Origin of the sequence: Propioniciclava flava (genome assembly GCF_004126535.1) — a bacterium.
Classification (GTDB): Bacteria; Actinomycetota; Actinomycetes; order Propionibacteriales; family Propionibacteriaceae; genus Propioniciclava; species Propioniciclava flava.
Genome location: NZ_PPCV01000008.1, coordinates 73,571 through 89,651, shown reverse-complemented (window position 1 = coordinate 89,651; position 16,081 = coordinate 73,571). Strand labels below are relative to the sequence as shown.

The following is a 16,081-nucleotide window of genomic DNA, read 5'->3' as shown; positions in this document are numbered from 1 at the left end:
TCGTGGGGGTGTCGGGGTCAATGCTTGTGGCCGCCAGCGGAGCCCTGGTTCATGAACAGCATCATCGCGCCCATCATCGCCATGCACAGCAGGGCGTAGCCGATGACGCCGCCGCCCGCCGCCCCGGTGGCGACGAGGAATCCGACGACAGCCAGCATCGGGGCGCACATCAGCAGGTGCATCCACCACCGGTGCCGCACGGGCTGGGCCGTAGGGGCCTGCTGCCCAACGGGCGGTGCCGGGGTGGTCGGCGCGAACGGGTCGGCGGCGAACCGGTCGTACGGGTCGCTGCCGGCCGGCGGGATGGCGCGATGGTCGGTGTGGTCGTGATTCATGGCAGGGACTCCTTGGCGTCGGTCGGATCGTTACACCAACGAGGCTGGTCGACGAAGGTCGGGTCTGGTTGTGGAAACCGTCAAGGTCGCGTCAACGTTCCCGCTCAGCCGCGGTAGAGCAGGCCGATCATCATCCCGGCCTCGGCGTGATAGATGTTGTGGCAGTGGACCATCCAGTCACCGACGTTGTCGGCGTCCAGCTCGAGCGCCATCGACTGCATCGGCGCCAGAAGCACCGTGTCCTTCCGTAGCCCTGTCGGCAGCGCGAACGTGTGCCCGTGCAGATGCAGGGGGTGGGTCATCATCGTCATGTTCATCACGTTGAGCCGCAGCCGTTGCCCCTCACGCACGGTGAGCGGCTGGTTCTGCCCGAACGGGGCCCCGTTGATGCCCCACCGGTACGGGCTCATCGACCCCTCCAACGACATGTGCGCGGTGGCGTCCGGCGATCGTGAAGGCAGCCTCACCGACTCGTGGGGACGCAGGTCGGTGGCCAGCAGGATGCGCCCGGCCAGTTCGGCGGGCGACACGTCGGGGCCGGGGGCCTGACCCGAACCGGTCCTGACCAGGGCCAAGCCCTGGCCGCCCTCGGTCTTGCCGAACGGACGAGCCACCAGGGGGAACACGCCGTCGTCGAGGGTGACGAGGGCGTCGTAGCGCTCGCCCATGCCGAGGTAGAGGGCGTCGACCTCCCGCGGTTCCACGGGGAAGCCGTCGCTGTGGGTGACCGTCAGGCGGTGGCCGCCGAGCGCGACCGTGAAGATCGTGTCGGACGCCGCATTGATGAGCCGGATCCTGACGCGCTGGCCCGGCTTGGCCTCGAACGTGGCGGGTGCGGTGGGGACGCGTCCGTTGATCAGGAAGTAGGGGTAGGTGACGTCGCCGGCGTCGCCCCACGGTTGCGGAGCGTTGCCGCCACCGTGACCGCCGTGGTCCATGCCCCCCATCCCACCCATGCCGCCGCTGGGGGCAGGGCCCCCGTCGGCGATCAGCTTCGCGAGGACGTCGTCGGGGGTGCGGCCGGTGCCGTCGACCCAGTCGTCCAGCACGACCACCCACTCGGCGTCGTAGGCGCCCGGCTCGTTCGGGTCGTCGACGATCAGGGGGGCGTACAGGCCACGGTCGAGTTGGACGCCGACGTGCGGGTGGAAGAAGTACGTGCCGGGATCCGGCGCGGTGAACTCGTAGGTGAACGACCCGCCGGCCGGGACCGGGTCCTGCGTCATGCCGGGCACCCCGTCCGCCTTGTTGTGCAGCCGGATCCCGTGCCAGTGGATGGTCGTGTCCGCGGGCAACTGGTTGTCAAGACGTATCCGGAGGAAGTCACCCGCGGTAGCCCTCACGAGCGGACCGGGCGCGGTGTCGCCGTAGGCCCAGGTAGGGACGGTGGGTCCGCCGAGGTCGAGGGTCACAGGCTTGGCGGTCAAGACCTGCTCGACGATCCGTTGCCCGGGTCTCGGGGTGGCCGGCGGGAGCGTCGGCATCGGGCCAGACGCGGAGGGGACGGGGCCGGCGGCCGGCGCGGAGGTGCAGCCCGTCAGGGCGGCGGCGCCGAGGCCGAGTCCGCCGAGCAGGAGCGTGCGTCGGGACATGCCAGTCATGGGTGCCTTTCGATGGGTGCTATTCGAGACGTTGAGGAGGAGTCGGTCCGGGCCGGCGGCTCGGCCGAAGCCCGAGGCTGCGAGCGCCCGGCGGTGGCGTCGTTCTCGGGTGCATCGCGGAATCGCGGCTCAGGCGTGTTCCCGCCCGCCAGGAACAGCGCGCGGATGCCCAACAGGACCACTGCCCAGAAGCCGGCCATGCCGACGAGCATGAGGACCCACATCTCCCAGCCCATAGCGCTCCCCTCTCCTGGCCTCCTGCCACTGTGGCCGCCTGCTGTGGAGTCGCCGTGTGGCGCAGGTTCAGGTTCGGTCAAGATCGGACCACCTGGTGATGTCGCCCAGCGAACCCTGCCAACGCCGGCTGGGCGAGGCTGCGACGGCCTTGTCGGCCGTCGACAAGCTCGTCGAGCCCACCCGCCTACCGATGCGGCCATCAACCAGCTGCACGGCGTTCACCTCACTCGTCCATGCAGGTCCCGCCTGACACCCCAGCCGCGCTCGGCACCCAATCGCAAATCGAAGGGGTCGCAATCCCGCCTCGAAGTCCCTCCCCGATAGGAGGCGCCGTACGGTTCCACGGCGCGGTCGAGAGAACGGCGTCCCTCCAGCGCTGGCTCGAACACCGGCTGGACACAGCGCCCGGCGCTGCCACATCGTCCGACCGGGACCTTCTCAAGATCGCATCAAGACCCGCGCGAGAGCCCGGCCCCGCCGACCGCCGGCGCGCCGGCCGCGGCCATACTGGCTGACATGAACAGCGAAGGTGCACTGCCGACCAAGGTGCTGGTCGTCGATGACGAACGCGCACTCGCCGCCGTCATCGCGTCCTACCTCACCCGCGCGGGCCACCAGGTCAGCCAGGCCCACACCGGCCCCGAGGCCCTCGACCAGGCCAGGGCCGAGGACCCCGACGTCATCGTGCTCGACCTCGGGCTGCCCGGCCTCGACGGCATCGAGGTGTGCCGCCAGATCCGCACCTTTTCCGACTGCTACATCCTGATCCTGACTGCTCGCGGCGACGAGGTCGACCGGCTCATCGGATTGTCCGTGGGGGCCGACGACTACCTCACCAAGCCGTTCAGCAACCGCGAACTCGTCGCCCGCGTCCAGACCGTACTGCGGCGCCCCCGCCGCCCACCCGCCGCCGCCCCCGCGGTGGAGGATCAGCGTGTGTTCGGCGACCTGCGCATCGACGCCGCCGGCCACGAAGTGTGGATCGGCGACCACCCCGTCGCCCTCACCCGCACCGAGTTCGACATCCTCGACGTCCTGTCCGCCCAACCCCGCTTGGCGCTCAGCCGCCGCCAACTGATCGACGCCGTGTGGGACACCGCGTGGGTCGGCGACGAACACGTCGTGGACGTCCACGTCGCCAACCTCCGCAAGAAACTCGACGACGACCCGACCGAACCGCGCTACATCACCACCATCCGCGGCGTCGGCTACCGGATGGGACGAGGGTGACCCGCCTGCTTGAGGCGATCGCAGCGTGGCGGCTCGGCACCAAGCTGTTCGTCGCCCAAGCCATCGTCCTGTTCGCCATCGTGGCCAGCGCCGGCCTGACCGCCGCGATCATCGGGCCACCGCTGTTCCACGCCCACCTCCTGGACACGGGCCACCCGCCCGACTCTCCCGAGATCGTCCACATCGAACGCGCCTTCGCCGACGCCAGCATGATCTCCCTCACCGTCGGGCTGCTGGTCGCGCTCGCCGCCTCCCTCGGGATCTCGTGGTACCTGACCCGCCGCATCGGCCATCCCGTCGAGCTCCTGACCCAGGCGGCCGGCCGGCTCAGCCGTGGCGACCACGACGCCCGGGTCACCGTCACGGGCGGCGGCCCCGAGTTGAGCACCCTGGGCGACACGTTCAACACCATGGCCGACCGCCTCGGCGACGTCGAGAACACCCGCCGGCGCCTCCTGTCCGACCTGGCCCACGAAATGCGTACCCCCATCGCCACCCTCAACGCCCACCTCGAAGGGATCGCCGACGGTGTCCTCACCTGGGACGACAACACCCAAGCCGTCGTCGAGCAACAAGCCCAACGCCTCACTCGGCTCGCCCGCGACCTCGACGAGGTGTCCCGAGCCGAAGAAGGACGCATCGAACTCCAGACCAGCGTGCAACCGCTCACCGATCTGGTCGAGCCGGCGATCCGTCAGGCCAGGCACGCCTACGACACCAAAGGCGTCACCCTCACCGTCCGAGTCGACGACGTGCCGGTCCGAGCCGACCCCCAGCGCGTCGCCCAGATCCTCGGCAACCTGCTCACCAACGCCCTCCGACACACCCCCCAGGGGAGACGAGTCGACGTGACGTCAACCTCGACCCCGGACGCCGTGACCATCAGCGTCGCCGACACAGGCCAAGGCATGACCGCCGAACAACTCGCGCACATCTTCGAGCGCTTCTACCGCGGCGACGCCGCCAGGGAGGCCGACAAGGGCGGATCCGGCATCGGGCTCACCATCGCCAAAGCACTCGCCGAAGCCCACGGGGGCAGCCTCACCGCCACCAGCGACGGGGAGGGCACCGGCGCCACCCTGCGACTCACCCTCCCCAGGGAAACGCACCAATCGGGGCGGTGAGGGCAAGACCGTGACACCCGCTCCTCCGCTGTGGACGCTGACCGGACAGCCGCTCAGTGCGCCGGCGTCACGCCCTCGTCCGGGTGGCCTGCGAGCTGACGCCAAGCCGTCCGCGTCGTCCAGGAGACAGTAGGCAGAACGTCCGCTTCCATATGACACCCGGCACGACTCCGGGCCGAGGTCCACAGGTCGGTCATCAGGTATTTCCGTCAGCAGTCAGCCTGATCAAGCGGCGCATGCGGCTCGCATGAGGACCACGGCGACGGCGACGGCGCCGTTGACGGCGGACGCGACCACCGAATGCCAGCCCGACGCCCACGTTCTCCAACTGGAGCGGGTTGAGGAAAGCACCACCGAGGTCCACAGGATGAACGCCACAGCGACCAATATCATGATGCCTTCGATCACGGCGGAGGTGCTCGGCCCCGTCGCCGAGAGGCCGGTCCAACGCACAAATCGCCGACGCGCGCTCCGGTCAGCGGCAAGACCCACGCCAACTATCTGTCGGCGTTCCTCAGCTCCCTCCATGCCGCCACCGATCGCACCTCACAGAGCTGGTCAACTGGCGGCCTCCAAGCCCTCCACTCGCGCCCCCACCAGCAGATCGGCCTCGCTGACCACGCGTTCGGGTTGCGGCCCGTGCACGGAATCGCCCTCCACGATCACCACGCGGGCTGGTGCACGGGACGTCGCCGAGCATCGCGCGTCGCCTCGGCCGCCTGCACCGGGAGCCCGTTCCCCTACTCCAACTCCTTGATGTAGGCCTTCATCTCCTCGATTTCCTTGCGCTGCGCCTCAATGATCGAGTCCGCCAACTCACGGACCCGCGGATCCTCGAGGTGGGCGCGCTCGCTGGTGAGGATCGCGATCGAGTGGTGCGGGATCATCGCCCGCATCCACGCGACGTCGCCGACGGTGGCCTGGGTGCGGACCAGGGCAAGGCCCGCACCGAACACCACGACAGCTCCCACCACGATCACCGCGTTCACCATCCGGTTGCGGTACATCCCCAGCATGAAGGTCAACATGACGACAGTCATGGTCGCCGCGGACATCATCGTCATGAAGAACCGCGTCCAACTCCAGAAGACGTGGTCGATCGAGTAAGTGTTCAGGTACACCCTGTTGGACGTCCGAGCAAGCGGCCAAGCGGCCCTCATCCCCTTGGGCGCCCATCGGGTGTGCTCGACTCTGCCGACGTGCGTGTGGTTACTCAACTGCCCATGGGCGGACGTGGGCGTCGAGGTTGTGGGCTCGCTCAACGGGGAGTAACGGACACGCCACTTGGACGTGTTCTGGGTCGGGGCCAGTGTGAACTCGAATTGGAGACTGGGCGTTCCGAGCCATAACGGTTGACGTATGGGCTTGCTATCGATTCTGGCTCAGTGAAAGGGACATCGAGTCGGTGCTCAGCCGGTCAGCCAGAACTCCCCGTTCCATGCCCAACCGTTGCGCAACCCATAGCCGGAAGACGAGTTGGTGGAGCTTTTCAACCTCCAACAGCTCATCGAGCGAAGCGCTTTCTCGGTCCGCGTGCTTGGTGCCTTGGTAGCAACGGTTCCCGAGGTCCACCCAGTAGCTCTGCTTCACGTCAGGGTGAACGGACATGTCGCGCCAGACACGCCTGAGCAGACTCTCATGGCTCATACGCCTCGCTTCGCTAGGGGTGCGTCCCGACTCGAGGACGAGTTGATAACCGATTGCGTCAAGGCCGATCGCGGCCTGAGCAACGCGAATGTCAACTGGAGCTCTACGGTCTTCCACGAGGTCTAGAAGGGGTGCGAGTCCACGCCAGAAATCGCTCCGTAGACGTAGCCAGCGCCGCACTCCCGGCCCACCGTTGATGTCACCGAACCTAAACAAGAAATCGTGCCTGTCGGGCACCGGGGGCGGCGATGACTTCGGAGTCTCTACGCCCGACCATCTTGGCCCGAAGGATTTGCCGTCAGCGGTTCGTTGCCGGTCGTCGGTGTGTGATGCGAACTGCTTTCCGAAGGACATCGGCATCCAAGACGACACTCGCAGGAGGTCCCGAACGGCTCTGTGGAGGACGAGGTGCTCGTCCCAAGGGCGGGCCGGCCCCCTAACCTGCGACTGGATGTAGAGCAGTTCGTCCACCGCAAAGGTGTCGCCGTCTCTGCGCGTCGAGAAGGACGGGCGCGCCTCGAGGTTCAGGTTCCGCGTCAGCCGGACAGCAGCGGGAGCCGTCACGCTGAACGACACAGATACCACCTTCCCCTCGTTATCGAGGGTGCTGACCGGCTGGGTGGTCGCCACCGCCATCCACCCGCGCAGTCCGGGCAACTCGGAGCGGAGACCATTGATTCGTCGGTAGTCCGTGAGGGTTGGCCCTCCGAGAACAGCGCGCCTGTAACGGAGTTCGACGCGATCTCCGTACCCCGATCTGCGGTGGCCGAAGCCTGCTGGCTTGGTAAGGGTCACGCAGCCCGACGAATCCACGAACCAAAGAATCTCGGGTGGCCCGTACTGGTATTTGGTCCGATCAGGGTCGTCGCCCCATCCCGTCGACCCATCGGAGGCCCAGCGTGTGACCTGGTCGCGAAGACCGAAGAAGCCCCTGGACGCGTGAATTAGGCGGAACAGCTCGCCGTCAGCCTGTAGCGTCCAACCCTCAATGACGCTCTCGCGGTTTCGTTCGGTGTGAATCCATCCCACTCGCAAGGTCCCTGGTCGCAGCTCGTTTTCCACGGCACCAGTTTGGCCACACGCAAGCTCACCGCGCGACACTTCGCTCTTGCGTGCGACAATTTCGACAGATGGGACCACCATTACGGACGCCGGGAGGTGGTGGGTTTGCTAGAAGGGCGGCGAACTCGGGGCCAAGAGGTCCAGCAATGTGGCGGTTGGGGCGACCGGCACCAGTAGGGCAACAAATTCGGTCGTTGACAGCAGCGCCACCTGCCGTGCCCGCCAAGGCAGGCAGGTGGCGTACCAGTCGCCCAAGAGGCCAGAAGACACGCGGCCAGTCTCGCTCAAGTGCCAAATGGCGGTCGGGACTGCTGCACGAATAGGTGACATCTGATCTGGCTTGCCCGTGGGGGTGGGCCTGGAAGGATGTTGCTGTGCCCAAGCCCTACCCGAGCGAGTTCCGTGACGACGTGGTTCGCGTTGCCCGGGGTCGCGAGCCCGGCGTAACCATCGAGCAGATCGCGAAGGACTTCGGTGTCCACCCGATGACGCTGCAGAAGTGGCTGCGCCGCGCCGACGTCGACGAGGGCGCCAAGCCCGGCCAGACCGGCACCGAGGCTGCCGAGATCCGTGAGCTGCGGAAGCGGAACCGGCTGCTCGAGCAGGAGAACGAGGTGCTCCGCCGCGCGGCGGCGTATCTGTCGCAGGCGAACCTGCCGGGAAAATGATGTACCCGCTCGTAACGGAGCTCGCCGATGCAGGGATCCCTGTGACGGTGACGTGTCGGGTGCTCAAGCTCTCCCGCCAGCCCTACTACCGGTGGCTGGCGACCCCCATCACGCCGGGTGAGGTGGTGGAGGCGTATCGTGCGAACGCGTTGTTCGACGCCCACCGAGACGACCCCGAGTTCGGACACCGGCTGCTCGCGGACGAGGCCCGCGATGCCGGTGAGGCGATGTCGGATCGCACCGCGTGGCGGATCGCGTCGAGCAACGGCTGGTTCAGCGCGTTCGGGAAACCCAAGCGGGGTAAGGGCCGCCAGCCCGGTCCTCCGGTGCACGACGACCTTTGCGCGGTGGTCTACGAGGACGGCAGGACTCGGCATGTGTTCGCCGCCGAGGCACCGAACGAGCTGTGGCTCACGGACATCACGGAGCACAAAACGAGTGAGGGCAAGCTCTATCTCTGCGCGATCAAGGACGTCTTCTCCGGTCGGATCGTCGGGTACTCCATCGACTCGAGGATGAAGTCCCGGCTGGCCGTCCAGGCGCTCGAGAACGCGGTCGCGATGCGCGGTGATGTCGCCGGTTGCGTGGTTCATTCGGACCGAGGATCTCAGTTCCGAAGCCGAAAATTCCGGCGCGCGCTCACCCGTCATCACATGGTCGGAAGTATGGGCAGAGTCGGGTCGAGCGGAGACAACGCCGCCATGGAAAGCTTCTTTGCGCTGCTGCAGAAGAACGTCCTCGACCGCCGCTCCTGGACCACTCGCGAGCAACTGCGCATCGCCATCGTCACCTGGATCGAACGGACCTACCACCGCCGCCGACGCCAGGCCCGCCTGGGCCGTTTGACGCCCATCGAGTTCGAGACCATCATGAACACGACCGTCGCACTGGCGGCGTGACTACAACCTGTCACCTATTCGTGCAGCAGTCCCGTCGTTGGCTGGGCCTGTGTGCGCGTACTACTGGTCGACCAGCCTGAACTCCAACCTAATCCCGATCTTCTTCGCGCCATCGGCTATCTGGTTCTTGAACCGACCCTTCGCGCTGATCAGGTCGAACGTCTTCATCGATCCGAGGAGCGTGCAGGCGGCCGTGCTGAGCCAGGCCCTCGTGAGATGGCAGCAACGCACCGGGGTCCAGGTCAACGCCAAGTGGGTTCTCGGAGTTCCTTTCTGTGTCTACGAGGTAGAGGTCGCCTATCGCTAGGTCAGCGTGGCTGAGCGCGTTCGCCATGCGCCAAGTGGTGTATACGCCCGGCCCATCCAAGATGGATTGGCATCGCTTCTCGAACTTGCGTCCATCTTCGCTTGCATCTGGCCCGAACTCATCAAGGTGGCTCGTCCAGTCGTCCAAGGTCTCCCGGGTGAAGCCGGCCGCACCGTGATGAAGCCGGCCGCACCGTGACCGGTGATCTCTCGGATCGCCGCCACCCGGTTGCGCAGGCCTTCCTGGACTAGGGAGCGCGCACTGTCGGGAGACAGGTAGAGCCAGATTCGGGTGATCATGTTCTCCAGCAGCAAGCGGATGAGTGGTACCGCGACTGCCAGGCGGTTCTGTTCGGACAGCAGCCGAATCGTGCGCTGAGTTCACCGGAGCGATTGGCAAGCGCCCAGATCACAGGTCCGGAGCCCTGGGCATACTCCAGCTTGATCTCAGCGCCTCGATCGCGATCCCGATCTCACAGGTCGATGTAGCGCTGCATGAAGCGGCGGAGCTCTGCCAAGTCCTTGAACCGGCTGTGTTCGAGGCTGGCGTTGAGGGTGGCGGACTTCTGAGGCGCGGTCACAAGTCCATCGTGCCGGTCGGTGCTGACGCTGGCGTCGTCATAACCACTGGGTGGCGCGCATCGCCGCATCCGCGGATTCGGGTGCAGACTCACTCGCGGGCGCGAGGACTGTAGATGTCCCATCTGCGACGCGCAGCAGATCCGCGGCCAACATGTACGTCCATACGACGCAGGTCTCGGCCTCCGCCACGGTCACCTTGTCGTGCACACCCTTGCTCGCTAGTGAGTCGAGCGACTTCAAGCGGCTGCCAAAGGACGCAATCGTGTCCTTGATGACGTCCGTATGAGCGTGCCTGCCGATCGTTTCTCGTATCCACTGAACCAAGCGGTTTCGGTAGAGGTCATCCGACATCACCCGGTCGATGCCGTCGTCGCCCGTGACTGTCTGATCGGTGGCGGGGTAGAGAGCGTCGGCCAATGCCTTGATCATCCGGCGACACGAAGTGAGCGCGTGGGACGGTCCCTCCGGGTCTTCGCTGTAGAGCCGGTCTTGGGCGCTTACGAACTTGTTCAGGGCTTCTGGCGCGACCTTCTGGAGGGCCGAGTTCACGTACTCCTGGGCGCGGGTGAACACGGACGCAACCTGCTGGCCGGCGTCAAGTTCGGCCTCTGTATTCACCAAGAAGGTATGCACGGCCGATCGCACTCGTTCGATGATCGTCTGGATCCGCTGGATGTTCATAAGCAGGCTTGCTTTGCCCGACTCCATCTGCCTCATCGTGTAGAACGCGGCGTCGGCGGAGAGATTCCCGGGCAACTGCTCGTTATACAACGCCTGCTGCGAGGCAAGGTCTTGCTCAAGCTGGCCGATCGAGACGGCGTACAGCATGTTCGCGTCGTCGATAATCGCCGTCCGGTTGCGCTCCCATTGGTGGTACCCGCCTTGGCCCGCCTCATACCCAGCTTCGGCACCGAGTAGGGCATCTATCCGGTCCCTGATCTTCTTGGTGTGGGGATCCCGCATCCTGTCTCCCGGCTTGCCAACAGCCATGTCCGTCAGTTCGAGTTGCAGCCAGTAGAGATTGATGAGGTCCTGTCGCAGCGACGCGATGCGGTGCGCTCGGCGCACGTTGGCGCTCAGGCTCATGCCTGGCTTGTCGAACTCGTCAAGCGCCTCATCGAGAAGCGATCTCACGTCAGCAGATGTCACAGCGACATTGTGGCTGGTGGTGCCGACATTCCGGTCTGATCCGGTCGAACCATCTGATGTCGACGACCGGTTGCGGGTTCATGCCACCCTCTCGCTCGAGCACCAGGTTCGCCAGGCGATCTTCGTCGTCGCACAACCCCTTCTGCCGCACGCGGCCGTTCGACAGACGAAGTTCGCGCCGATGGTCGACGGCGGGGTCGGAGAATCCGGGGCTTCGGTACGCTCGCCTCGGGCCGGGGGTAGCAGCCCAGAGGAGGACCATGGACGAGTACGCGCAACTGGCCAAGGCATTCGACGAGTTACTGGCCGGCTGGGACGAGTTCGTCGAGACGAGTCACATCTCGTGGCGGGCCAGTGGAGCCCGCAAGGGTCGTGACCGCAGCCCGGCGCAAACGGCGATCGTGGTGGGCTTGGTGACCCATGTCCACGAGACGGCCCGCCTGCTGAGGCCGGCGATGCCCGCTGGGCTCACCATCGTGCACATGCCCTTGGTACGCAGCATCTACGAGAGCACCTTGACGGCGGTCTGGGCCGACGAGGTGGCCGATGGCGCCGAGGCGATCATGAAGGAGGACGGGCGTCAGCGGCGGGCCCTACAGAGGGCCTGGGAGGGCATCGAGTCGTTCAAGGACGGCGGGACCATCCCGTACACCGAGTGGGCCGACGTGGAAACTCCGAGCGCCACTCAGGCCCGGAACTTCGAGCAGTTGGCCGGCGAGGTGGCGCTCGATGGCGCCTACGCGTACTTCCGCGTACTAAGCAACCTCAGCCACGTATCGATCATGACCGTCGACGAGTACGTCGAGGAGATCGACTCCAACCACTCGGAAGCCAGCTTTCGGTTCATCGCGCGGCCGGAGCCCATGGGCGGGACTGCTTGGTCGTCCTTGGTGGCGTACTGCTTGGTGTGGTCGGGGATGGTGGCGAACTACTACGACGAGACGCGATCGCGCCGCAACGAACTACGTCATATCGCACGCGAGTTGGGCATCAACGCCGAGTTGCCGGTGAACGCAAGGGCCATCGCCAAGCGGCGTCGGGCCGACGCCCAGAAGACGCTGGCCAAGCGCTAGCGGGCATGTTCGTGGCGAAGGTCCTCGATGATCCACTGGGGGCGGAGACAGCGTTGGAGTAGCGCAGATATCGCGGGTTCCCGTTCGACTTAGGCTCGCAGTCCTCCCGTTGTCGTCGCAGAGCGTCGATCATCCTCTGAAGTTCATCGATCTTGTTCACTGGGTCAGAATCGCTGCAGGTGCGGACTTGCGCAACGCACTGTCATGCCGCCCTCCGGGCTTCCAGATTAGTGCTGCCAGAGGGCGGTTATGGGGAGGATGTGGAGCCAGCCGCCCATGACGGCGGTCTGGGTTCCTGCGTGGAGGCAGGCTCCGGTGATGTGTCGGTCGGGGAAGCGGTCTTTGAAGCGGATGAGGTTGGTCCAGGCTTTCTCGGTGATGGAGGTGCTGCTCTTGACTTCGATGGCGAGGAGGCGTCCGTCGGCCAATTCGATGATGAGGTCGACCTCGAGGCCGTCGAGGTCGCGAAAGTGGTAGAGGGAGTACGGGGTGCTGCTCCAGGCCTGTTGCTTGGCCAGTTCGAGGGCCACGAACTGTTCCACCAGTGCCCCGTAGTATTCGCGGCCTCCGATGGTCAGGGCGTGCGCGGTGGTGAAGGTGGCGAGGGCTGCGCTGAGCCCGGTGTCGTGGAGGCAGATCTTGGGGCGACGGGCGACGCGTCCTCGTTGGCTGCGACCCCACGAGGGCAGGGACGCGACGAGCCGCATGGTGGCGGCCAGGCGCAGGTAGGTGTCGATGGTGTTCTCGGCGACACCCAGGGTGCGGGCTGTCTTGGCTTTGACCAGCTCCTGGATGCCGCCGGCAGCGAGGAGCGTCAAGAGGTGACGCAGGTGGTCGGGGTAGCCGCCGCGGTGCAGGTCGCGGGCGTCGTGGTCGGCGAGTCGTTCGACGTAGGAGTCGAACCAACGGCCCGCTCGTTGGGGGGTGCGGCGCACGACTTCGGGAAAGCCGCCGGTCACCACGACGGCCGGGTTCAGCGCCTGGAAGCGGCCGGTTCCGGTATCAGCTCCGGACAGCAGCCAGGACACGAAGTCTTCGCTGTCGCTGCGGCGTGTGAGTTCGCCTTGGCTCAGGGGTTTGAGTTCGACGGTTTCGGCGCGTCCGGCCAGGGAGTCGCCGACCCCTTTGACCTGTAGCAGGTCCGCGGACCCGGTCAGCAGGAACCGGCCCGGGCGACGGTCACGATCCACCGACGCCTTCAACGGCAGGATCAACCCGGGGGCGCGTTGGGCCTCATCGATCACGAGCAGTCCGCGGCCGGCCTGTTCGACGAAGAACGCGGGATCGGACTCCGCGACCGCCAAGGCGGCCGGGTCGTCGAGCGTGACCTGGCGTACGTTCAGCGAACCTGCGGCCACCAATTGGGCGAGGGTGCTCTTGCCCACTTGGCGGGCACCTTGGATGACCACCACCGGTGTGTCCGCGAGGGCATCGCGTACCGCTACCTCCAGGGACCGCGGGTAGGGTTCGGTGGCGTCCATGACCACAGTCTGTCACGTTCCTTGCAGAACTGAGGCACTCAACTTGCAGATTTGAGCTTCCTGACTTGCAGGATTGAGCCGGCTGCGCTTTCACTCATCTGCCGCCAGGTGTGTGTGACACGGCTCAATCGCTCGACCCGACGCCCCGGGCGTCACGAGTTACGTATCGCGGTTCTGGATGAGTCGTAACAGGCTGGCGTCAGGGTCGAGCAGAGCGCCGATTCGCAGTCCGGAGGCCTCATGCCTGGGCGGCTCGATACGTGGCCAGCCGACGGTGGTCTCTGGAATGCCTGCCTTCCGGCATTCGCTGTAGAAGGCGTCGAGGTCGTCGAGGCGAAGGCACGAGCCGAAGGAAGACGAGGCGGGGTTGAGGTTGGCGTCGGGGAAGAACTCGAGGATGAGGTCGCCGCGGCTGAGGATCAGCCAGCCTACGTCACGGAAGACGACTGTGAATCCGAGCGCTGCGTTGAAGTTGATCGTTGCTTCGAAGTGGCGTGACGGGAGATTGGGCGTCGCATGGTCGACCATGCTCGACCCTACATCGGGCTTGCGCTCGCCCCAGGGCACATCCGATCACGCCGCCGTGGTGCCTGAATGTCAAGTTGCACCGGGTAACAGCAAGGCGCCGTCTGCGGCCGCCGGTTAGGCTAGTTCCGGTTCAGTCCGTGCTTGCGGGACAGCAGGGCCGACTTGAAGTGGGCCTCTGCCGCGTCGACCTCCGACTGGGGAACCTGGGGCCCGAACACCCGCAAAATGCTGAGCAGGTACCGACCCGGCTGATTGGGGTCGCGTTCGACTAGCTCGCGCATCTCCACGTTGCCGCCATGACCGTCCCGGGCGTATGTCGTCCAGCGGCCCCAGATCCGCTCCCCTCCATCGGCCTTCCCGACGTACAGCTTCCCGGTCGCCGTGTCGGCGATCAGGTAGACGCCCTGCACCGCGCCCAACGCGGCATGCCACTTCGTGTAGCGGGAGTCGCCTACCATCTGGCGGAGCTGCGCGTACGACAGCAGCACTTTGTCGTACCCGGGGAACTCGACCACCTGTGGGTCGGCGATCTCGACGACGGGGAACTTCGCTCCGGCCGGGCCGCGCTTGGCCCAGTTCACCGGATCCTTCGACCACTCGATCAACAAGCGGCCGTGCAGCGACGCCAGCGCGTCCGACTCGTGCAGGTTGAACGACCGGCGGGTGTCGGTCCGTTCCTCGAGTGCCTCACCAGAGTTGTCGTACACCGTCAGCAGCCGGCAGCGTCGGCCGGCTTCGGCCATGAAGATAAGCCACCACCGGGGCGGCACTGCTGGGATCTTGCCGGGCTTCAGGTGCTGGACTCGGGTGTAGGCCAACACCGCTTCTGGGGTCGCGTCGGCTGGGGAGGTCAGCCCGTCCGGTTTGTACGTGTGGCGGATCACGAGCACGTCGGTAGCCTCTATGCCGGCCGCATGCAGCACGTCACCCAGAGTGAGCGTGAATGGCTTCGGAAGGTCGGACCCCATGGGGTGAACCTACCGGGCCGAGCTTGAACTCGATGACGCGGGCAATCGAGGCAGTGGACGCTGTAGAGCCACGCAACCGCCACTTCATGTCGCCGCCGCCCAAGGGCCCACCGCGCTCAAGCCGCGGCGCGGCCCGACGGCCTGCGGCGGGGCGGCCCCCAGCGTGCCGCTGCCCGAATATGGCGGGTGGGCGTACAACTCTCGGTTCGGTTCCGACTTGTGCCACGGTGAGAGGGTGACAGACTTCAAGGACTTGACCCAGTGGAGCACCAGCCGCCTCCTGCGGTTCTACCTTGCGATCCTGGAGGAGCTGTTGCGGCGCGGAGTTATCCGAACTCGCAACGCGCCCGCCGGAGATCTGGCGGAGCGTGTTGTGGCCCTTGCGTACAGTGGGGAACTCGCGCCCAATTCAGAGAAGAGTTGGGACGTGCGAGCGAACGATGGTCGGCTGTTGCAGGTGAAGAGCCGCGTGATCTTCCCTGGCGCCCATAAGTCCCAGGTATTTTCGCCGTTCCGCAGTTACGAATTTGACGCATGTGTTTTTGTGCTATTTGACGGACGCAACTATGAAATCAGTCAAGCCATCGAGGTGCCTCGGCAATCGGTGATGGATATAGCAAGACGATCTGAGTGGGTTGCCGCCAGCCGTGTCCGAGTCTTCGCCGACCTTATCGCCGCGCCTGGGGCCCGCGACGTGACGGAGGCAGTCCGGCTCTCCTTGGCCAGCCTGTGACTGGGACGCTGTCCACGTCCGGTCATGCCGCTCGGAGGAACGTCTCAGCCGTCCCGGCGAGCTCGCCAAGCCAGTGCTGCCAGCAGGGCGGTTGTGGGAGTCCACGTCGCTCGCTCGGGCCAGGAAGGCGAGATGCCGTTCAGGACGGCACCCACACCCATCAGTGCGGTGATTCCGGTCAGGACATGGCGGCGCACCCTCAGCGGGGTGCGACGACTCACGATCGCGACAGAGAGTCCGCTGTAGAGGAGCGCGGCTCCTGCGCTCACGACCCTGAGGCGGCTGGGAAGCACGCCGATGTGAGCGCCGCCGTAGCTGGCTCGGCCCCAAGGGGTCCCGATCGCAAGGGCTGCTTGGAAGGCGGCCAGCCCTGCCAGCCCCACGGCCACTGCTCCACGCTCCACGGAGCGTCGCTGGTGCTCAGCACCCTGTCGCGTCTGCCTCGGCCCAGTCACACG

Annotated in this window: 15 protein-coding genes; 5 read left to right on the top strand and 10 right to left on the bottom strand. The window is 66.1% G+C overall.

From position 1 onward, the window contains the following. Positions 1 to 17 precede the first annotated feature (17 nt). Positions 18 to 335, bottom strand: a complete 318-nt coding sequence (locus C1706_RS11665; RefSeq protein ID WP_129459416.1) for a hypothetical protein — start codon at positions 333 to 335, stop codon at positions 18 to 20. Positions 336 to 439: 104 nt separating this feature from the next. Further along, positions 440 to 1,936 carry a multicopper oxidase family protein gene (locus tag C1706_RS11660; protein WP_129459415.1) on the bottom strand — a complete coding sequence of 499 codons (1,497 nt, stop codon included), beginning with the start codon at positions 1,934 to 1,936 and terminating at the stop codon, positions 440 to 442. 753 nt (positions 1,937 to 2,689) lie between these two features. Between C1706_RS11660 and C1706_RS11655 the strand changes: the two genes are divergently transcribed. Both C1706_RS11655 and C1706_RS11650 read left to right on the top strand, forming a co-directional pair. Further along, positions 2,690 to 3,403 (top strand): response regulator transcription factor, encoded by a 714-nt coding sequence (locus tag C1706_RS11655; RefSeq protein WP_028707578.1) that lies wholly within the window; start codon positions 2,690 to 2,692, stop codon positions 3,401 to 3,403. Continuing rightward, entirely contained in the window at positions 3,400 to 4,527 is a 1,128-nt protein-coding gene (locus C1706_RS11650; protein WP_241653555.1) for a sensor histidine kinase, read from the top strand. Before C1706_RS11655 ends, C1706_RS11650 begins: the two co-directional genes overlap by 4 nt. Before the next feature lie 225 nt (positions 4,528 to 4,752). Here C1706_RS11650 and C1706_RS14050 read toward each other — a convergent pair whose 3' ends face one another. The 3 genes from C1706_RS14050 to C1706_RS11640 all read right to left on the bottom strand — a co-directional run bounded on the left by C1706_RS14050 (position 4,753) and on the right by C1706_RS11640 (position 7,236). Beyond that, the gene (locus tag C1706_RS14050; RefSeq protein ID WP_164987540.1) at positions 4,753 to 4,935 is read right to left on the bottom strand and encodes a hypothetical protein; all 183 of its coding nucleotides are present in this window, start codon (positions 4,933 to 4,935) and stop codon (positions 4,753 to 4,755) included. Positions 4,936 to 5,267: 332 nt separating this feature from the next. Then, positions 5,268 to 5,648: a DUF305 domain-containing protein gene (locus C1706_RS11645; RefSeq protein WP_206080018.1), complete on the bottom strand. Its 381-nt coding sequence runs from the start codon at positions 5,646 to 5,648 to the stop codon at positions 5,268 to 5,270. A gap of 247 nt (positions 5,649 to 5,895) precedes the next feature. Continuing rightward, the gene (locus C1706_RS11640; protein ID WP_129459413.1) at positions 5,896 to 7,236 is read right to left on the bottom strand and encodes an ApeA N-terminal domain 1-containing protein; all 1,341 of its coding nucleotides are present in this window, start codon (positions 7,234 to 7,236) and stop codon (positions 5,896 to 5,898) included. A 374-nt stretch (positions 7,237 to 7,610) separates the two neighbouring features. Between C1706_RS11640 and C1706_RS11635 the strand changes: the two genes are divergently transcribed. Further along, a protein-coding gene (locus C1706_RS11635) for an IS3 family transposase (protein ID WP_129459412.1) occupies positions 7,611 to 8,803 on the top strand; the annotation gives its coding sequence in 2 pieces (ribosomal slippage) (positions 7,611 to 7,895 and positions 7,898 to 8,803; 1,191 coding nt in all). A gap of 924 nt (positions 8,804 to 9,727) precedes the next feature. On the opposite strand, the gene C1706_RS11625 is transcribed toward C1706_RS11635, so the two are convergent. Further along, positions 9,728 to 10,840: a hypothetical protein gene (locus C1706_RS11625; RefSeq protein WP_129459410.1), complete on the bottom strand. Its 1,113-nt coding sequence runs from the start codon at positions 10,838 to 10,840 to the stop codon at positions 9,728 to 9,730. Between the two features lie 260 nt (positions 10,841 to 11,100). Between C1706_RS11625 and C1706_RS11620 the strand changes: the two genes are divergently transcribed. Continuing rightward, complete coding sequence (locus C1706_RS11620; RefSeq protein ID WP_129459409.1) at positions 11,101 to 11,913, top strand: DUF5677 domain-containing protein; 813 nt, start codon at positions 11,101 to 11,103, stop codon at positions 11,911 to 11,913. Between the two features lie 227 nt (positions 11,914 to 12,140). Here C1706_RS11620 and C1706_RS11615 read toward each other — a convergent pair whose 3' ends face one another. The 3 genes from C1706_RS11615 to C1706_RS11605 form a co-directional block, all read right to left on the bottom strand. Then, on the bottom strand, positions 12,141 to 13,394 hold the full coding sequence (locus C1706_RS11615; protein ID WP_129459408.1) for an ATP-binding protein: 1,254 nt from the start codon (positions 13,392 to 13,394) through the stop codon (positions 12,141 to 12,143). Between the two features lie 159 nt (positions 13,395 to 13,553). After that, positions 13,554 to 13,922 (bottom strand): bleomycin resistance protein, encoded by a 369-nt coding sequence (locus tag C1706_RS11610; RefSeq protein ID WP_129459407.1) that lies wholly within the window; start codon positions 13,920 to 13,922, stop codon positions 13,554 to 13,556. Between the two features lie 119 nt (positions 13,923 to 14,041). Next, a complete protein-coding gene (locus tag C1706_RS11605; protein ID WP_129459406.1) occupies positions 14,042 to 14,890 on the bottom strand; it encodes a GIY-YIG nuclease family protein in 849 nt (282 codons plus the stop codon). A gap of 235 nt (positions 14,891 to 15,125) precedes the next feature. Between C1706_RS11605 and C1706_RS11600 the strand changes: the two genes are divergently transcribed. After that, on the top strand, positions 15,126 to 15,623 hold the full coding sequence (locus C1706_RS11600) for a hypothetical protein (RefSeq protein WP_129459405.1): 498 nt from the start codon (positions 15,126 to 15,128) through the stop codon (positions 15,621 to 15,623). Between the two features lie 44 nt (positions 15,624 to 15,667). Here C1706_RS11600 and C1706_RS11595 read toward each other — a convergent pair whose 3' ends face one another. Then, positions 15,668 to 16,027, bottom strand: a complete 360-nt coding sequence (locus C1706_RS11595; RefSeq protein WP_129459404.1) for a hypothetical protein — start codon at positions 16,025 to 16,027, stop codon at positions 15,668 to 15,670. Between the last annotated feature and the right edge of the window lie 54 nt (positions 16,028 to 16,081).

Excerpts from the sequence above, each read along its gene's own strand:
- C1706_RS11665 (WP_129459416.1), bottom strand. The coding sequence starts at position 335 with ATGAATCACGACCACACCGACCATCGCGCCATCCCGCCGGCCGGCAGC.
- C1706_RS11660 (WP_129459415.1), bottom strand. The coding sequence starts at position 1,936 with ATGACTGGCATGTCCCGACGCACGCTCCTGCTCGGCGGACTCGGCCTC.
- C1706_RS11655 (WP_028707578.1), top strand. The coding sequence starts at position 2,690 with ATGAACAGCGAAGGTGCACTGCCGACCAAGGTGCTGGTCGTCGATGAC.
- C1706_RS11620 (WP_129459409.1), top strand. The coding sequence starts at position 11,101 with ATGGACGAGTACGCGCAACTGGCCAAGGCATTCGACGAGTTACTGGCC.
- C1706_RS11615 (WP_129459408.1), bottom strand. The coding sequence starts at position 13,394 with ATGGACGCCACCGAACCCTACCCGCGGTCCCTGGAGGTAGCGGTACGC.
- C1706_RS11610 (WP_129459407.1), bottom strand. The coding sequence starts at position 13,922 with ATGGTCGACCATGCGACGCCCAATCTCCCGTCACGCCACTTCGAAGCA.
- C1706_RS11605 (WP_129459406.1), bottom strand. The coding sequence starts at position 14,890 with ATGGGGTCCGACCTTCCGAAGCCATTCACGCTCACTCTGGGTGACGTG.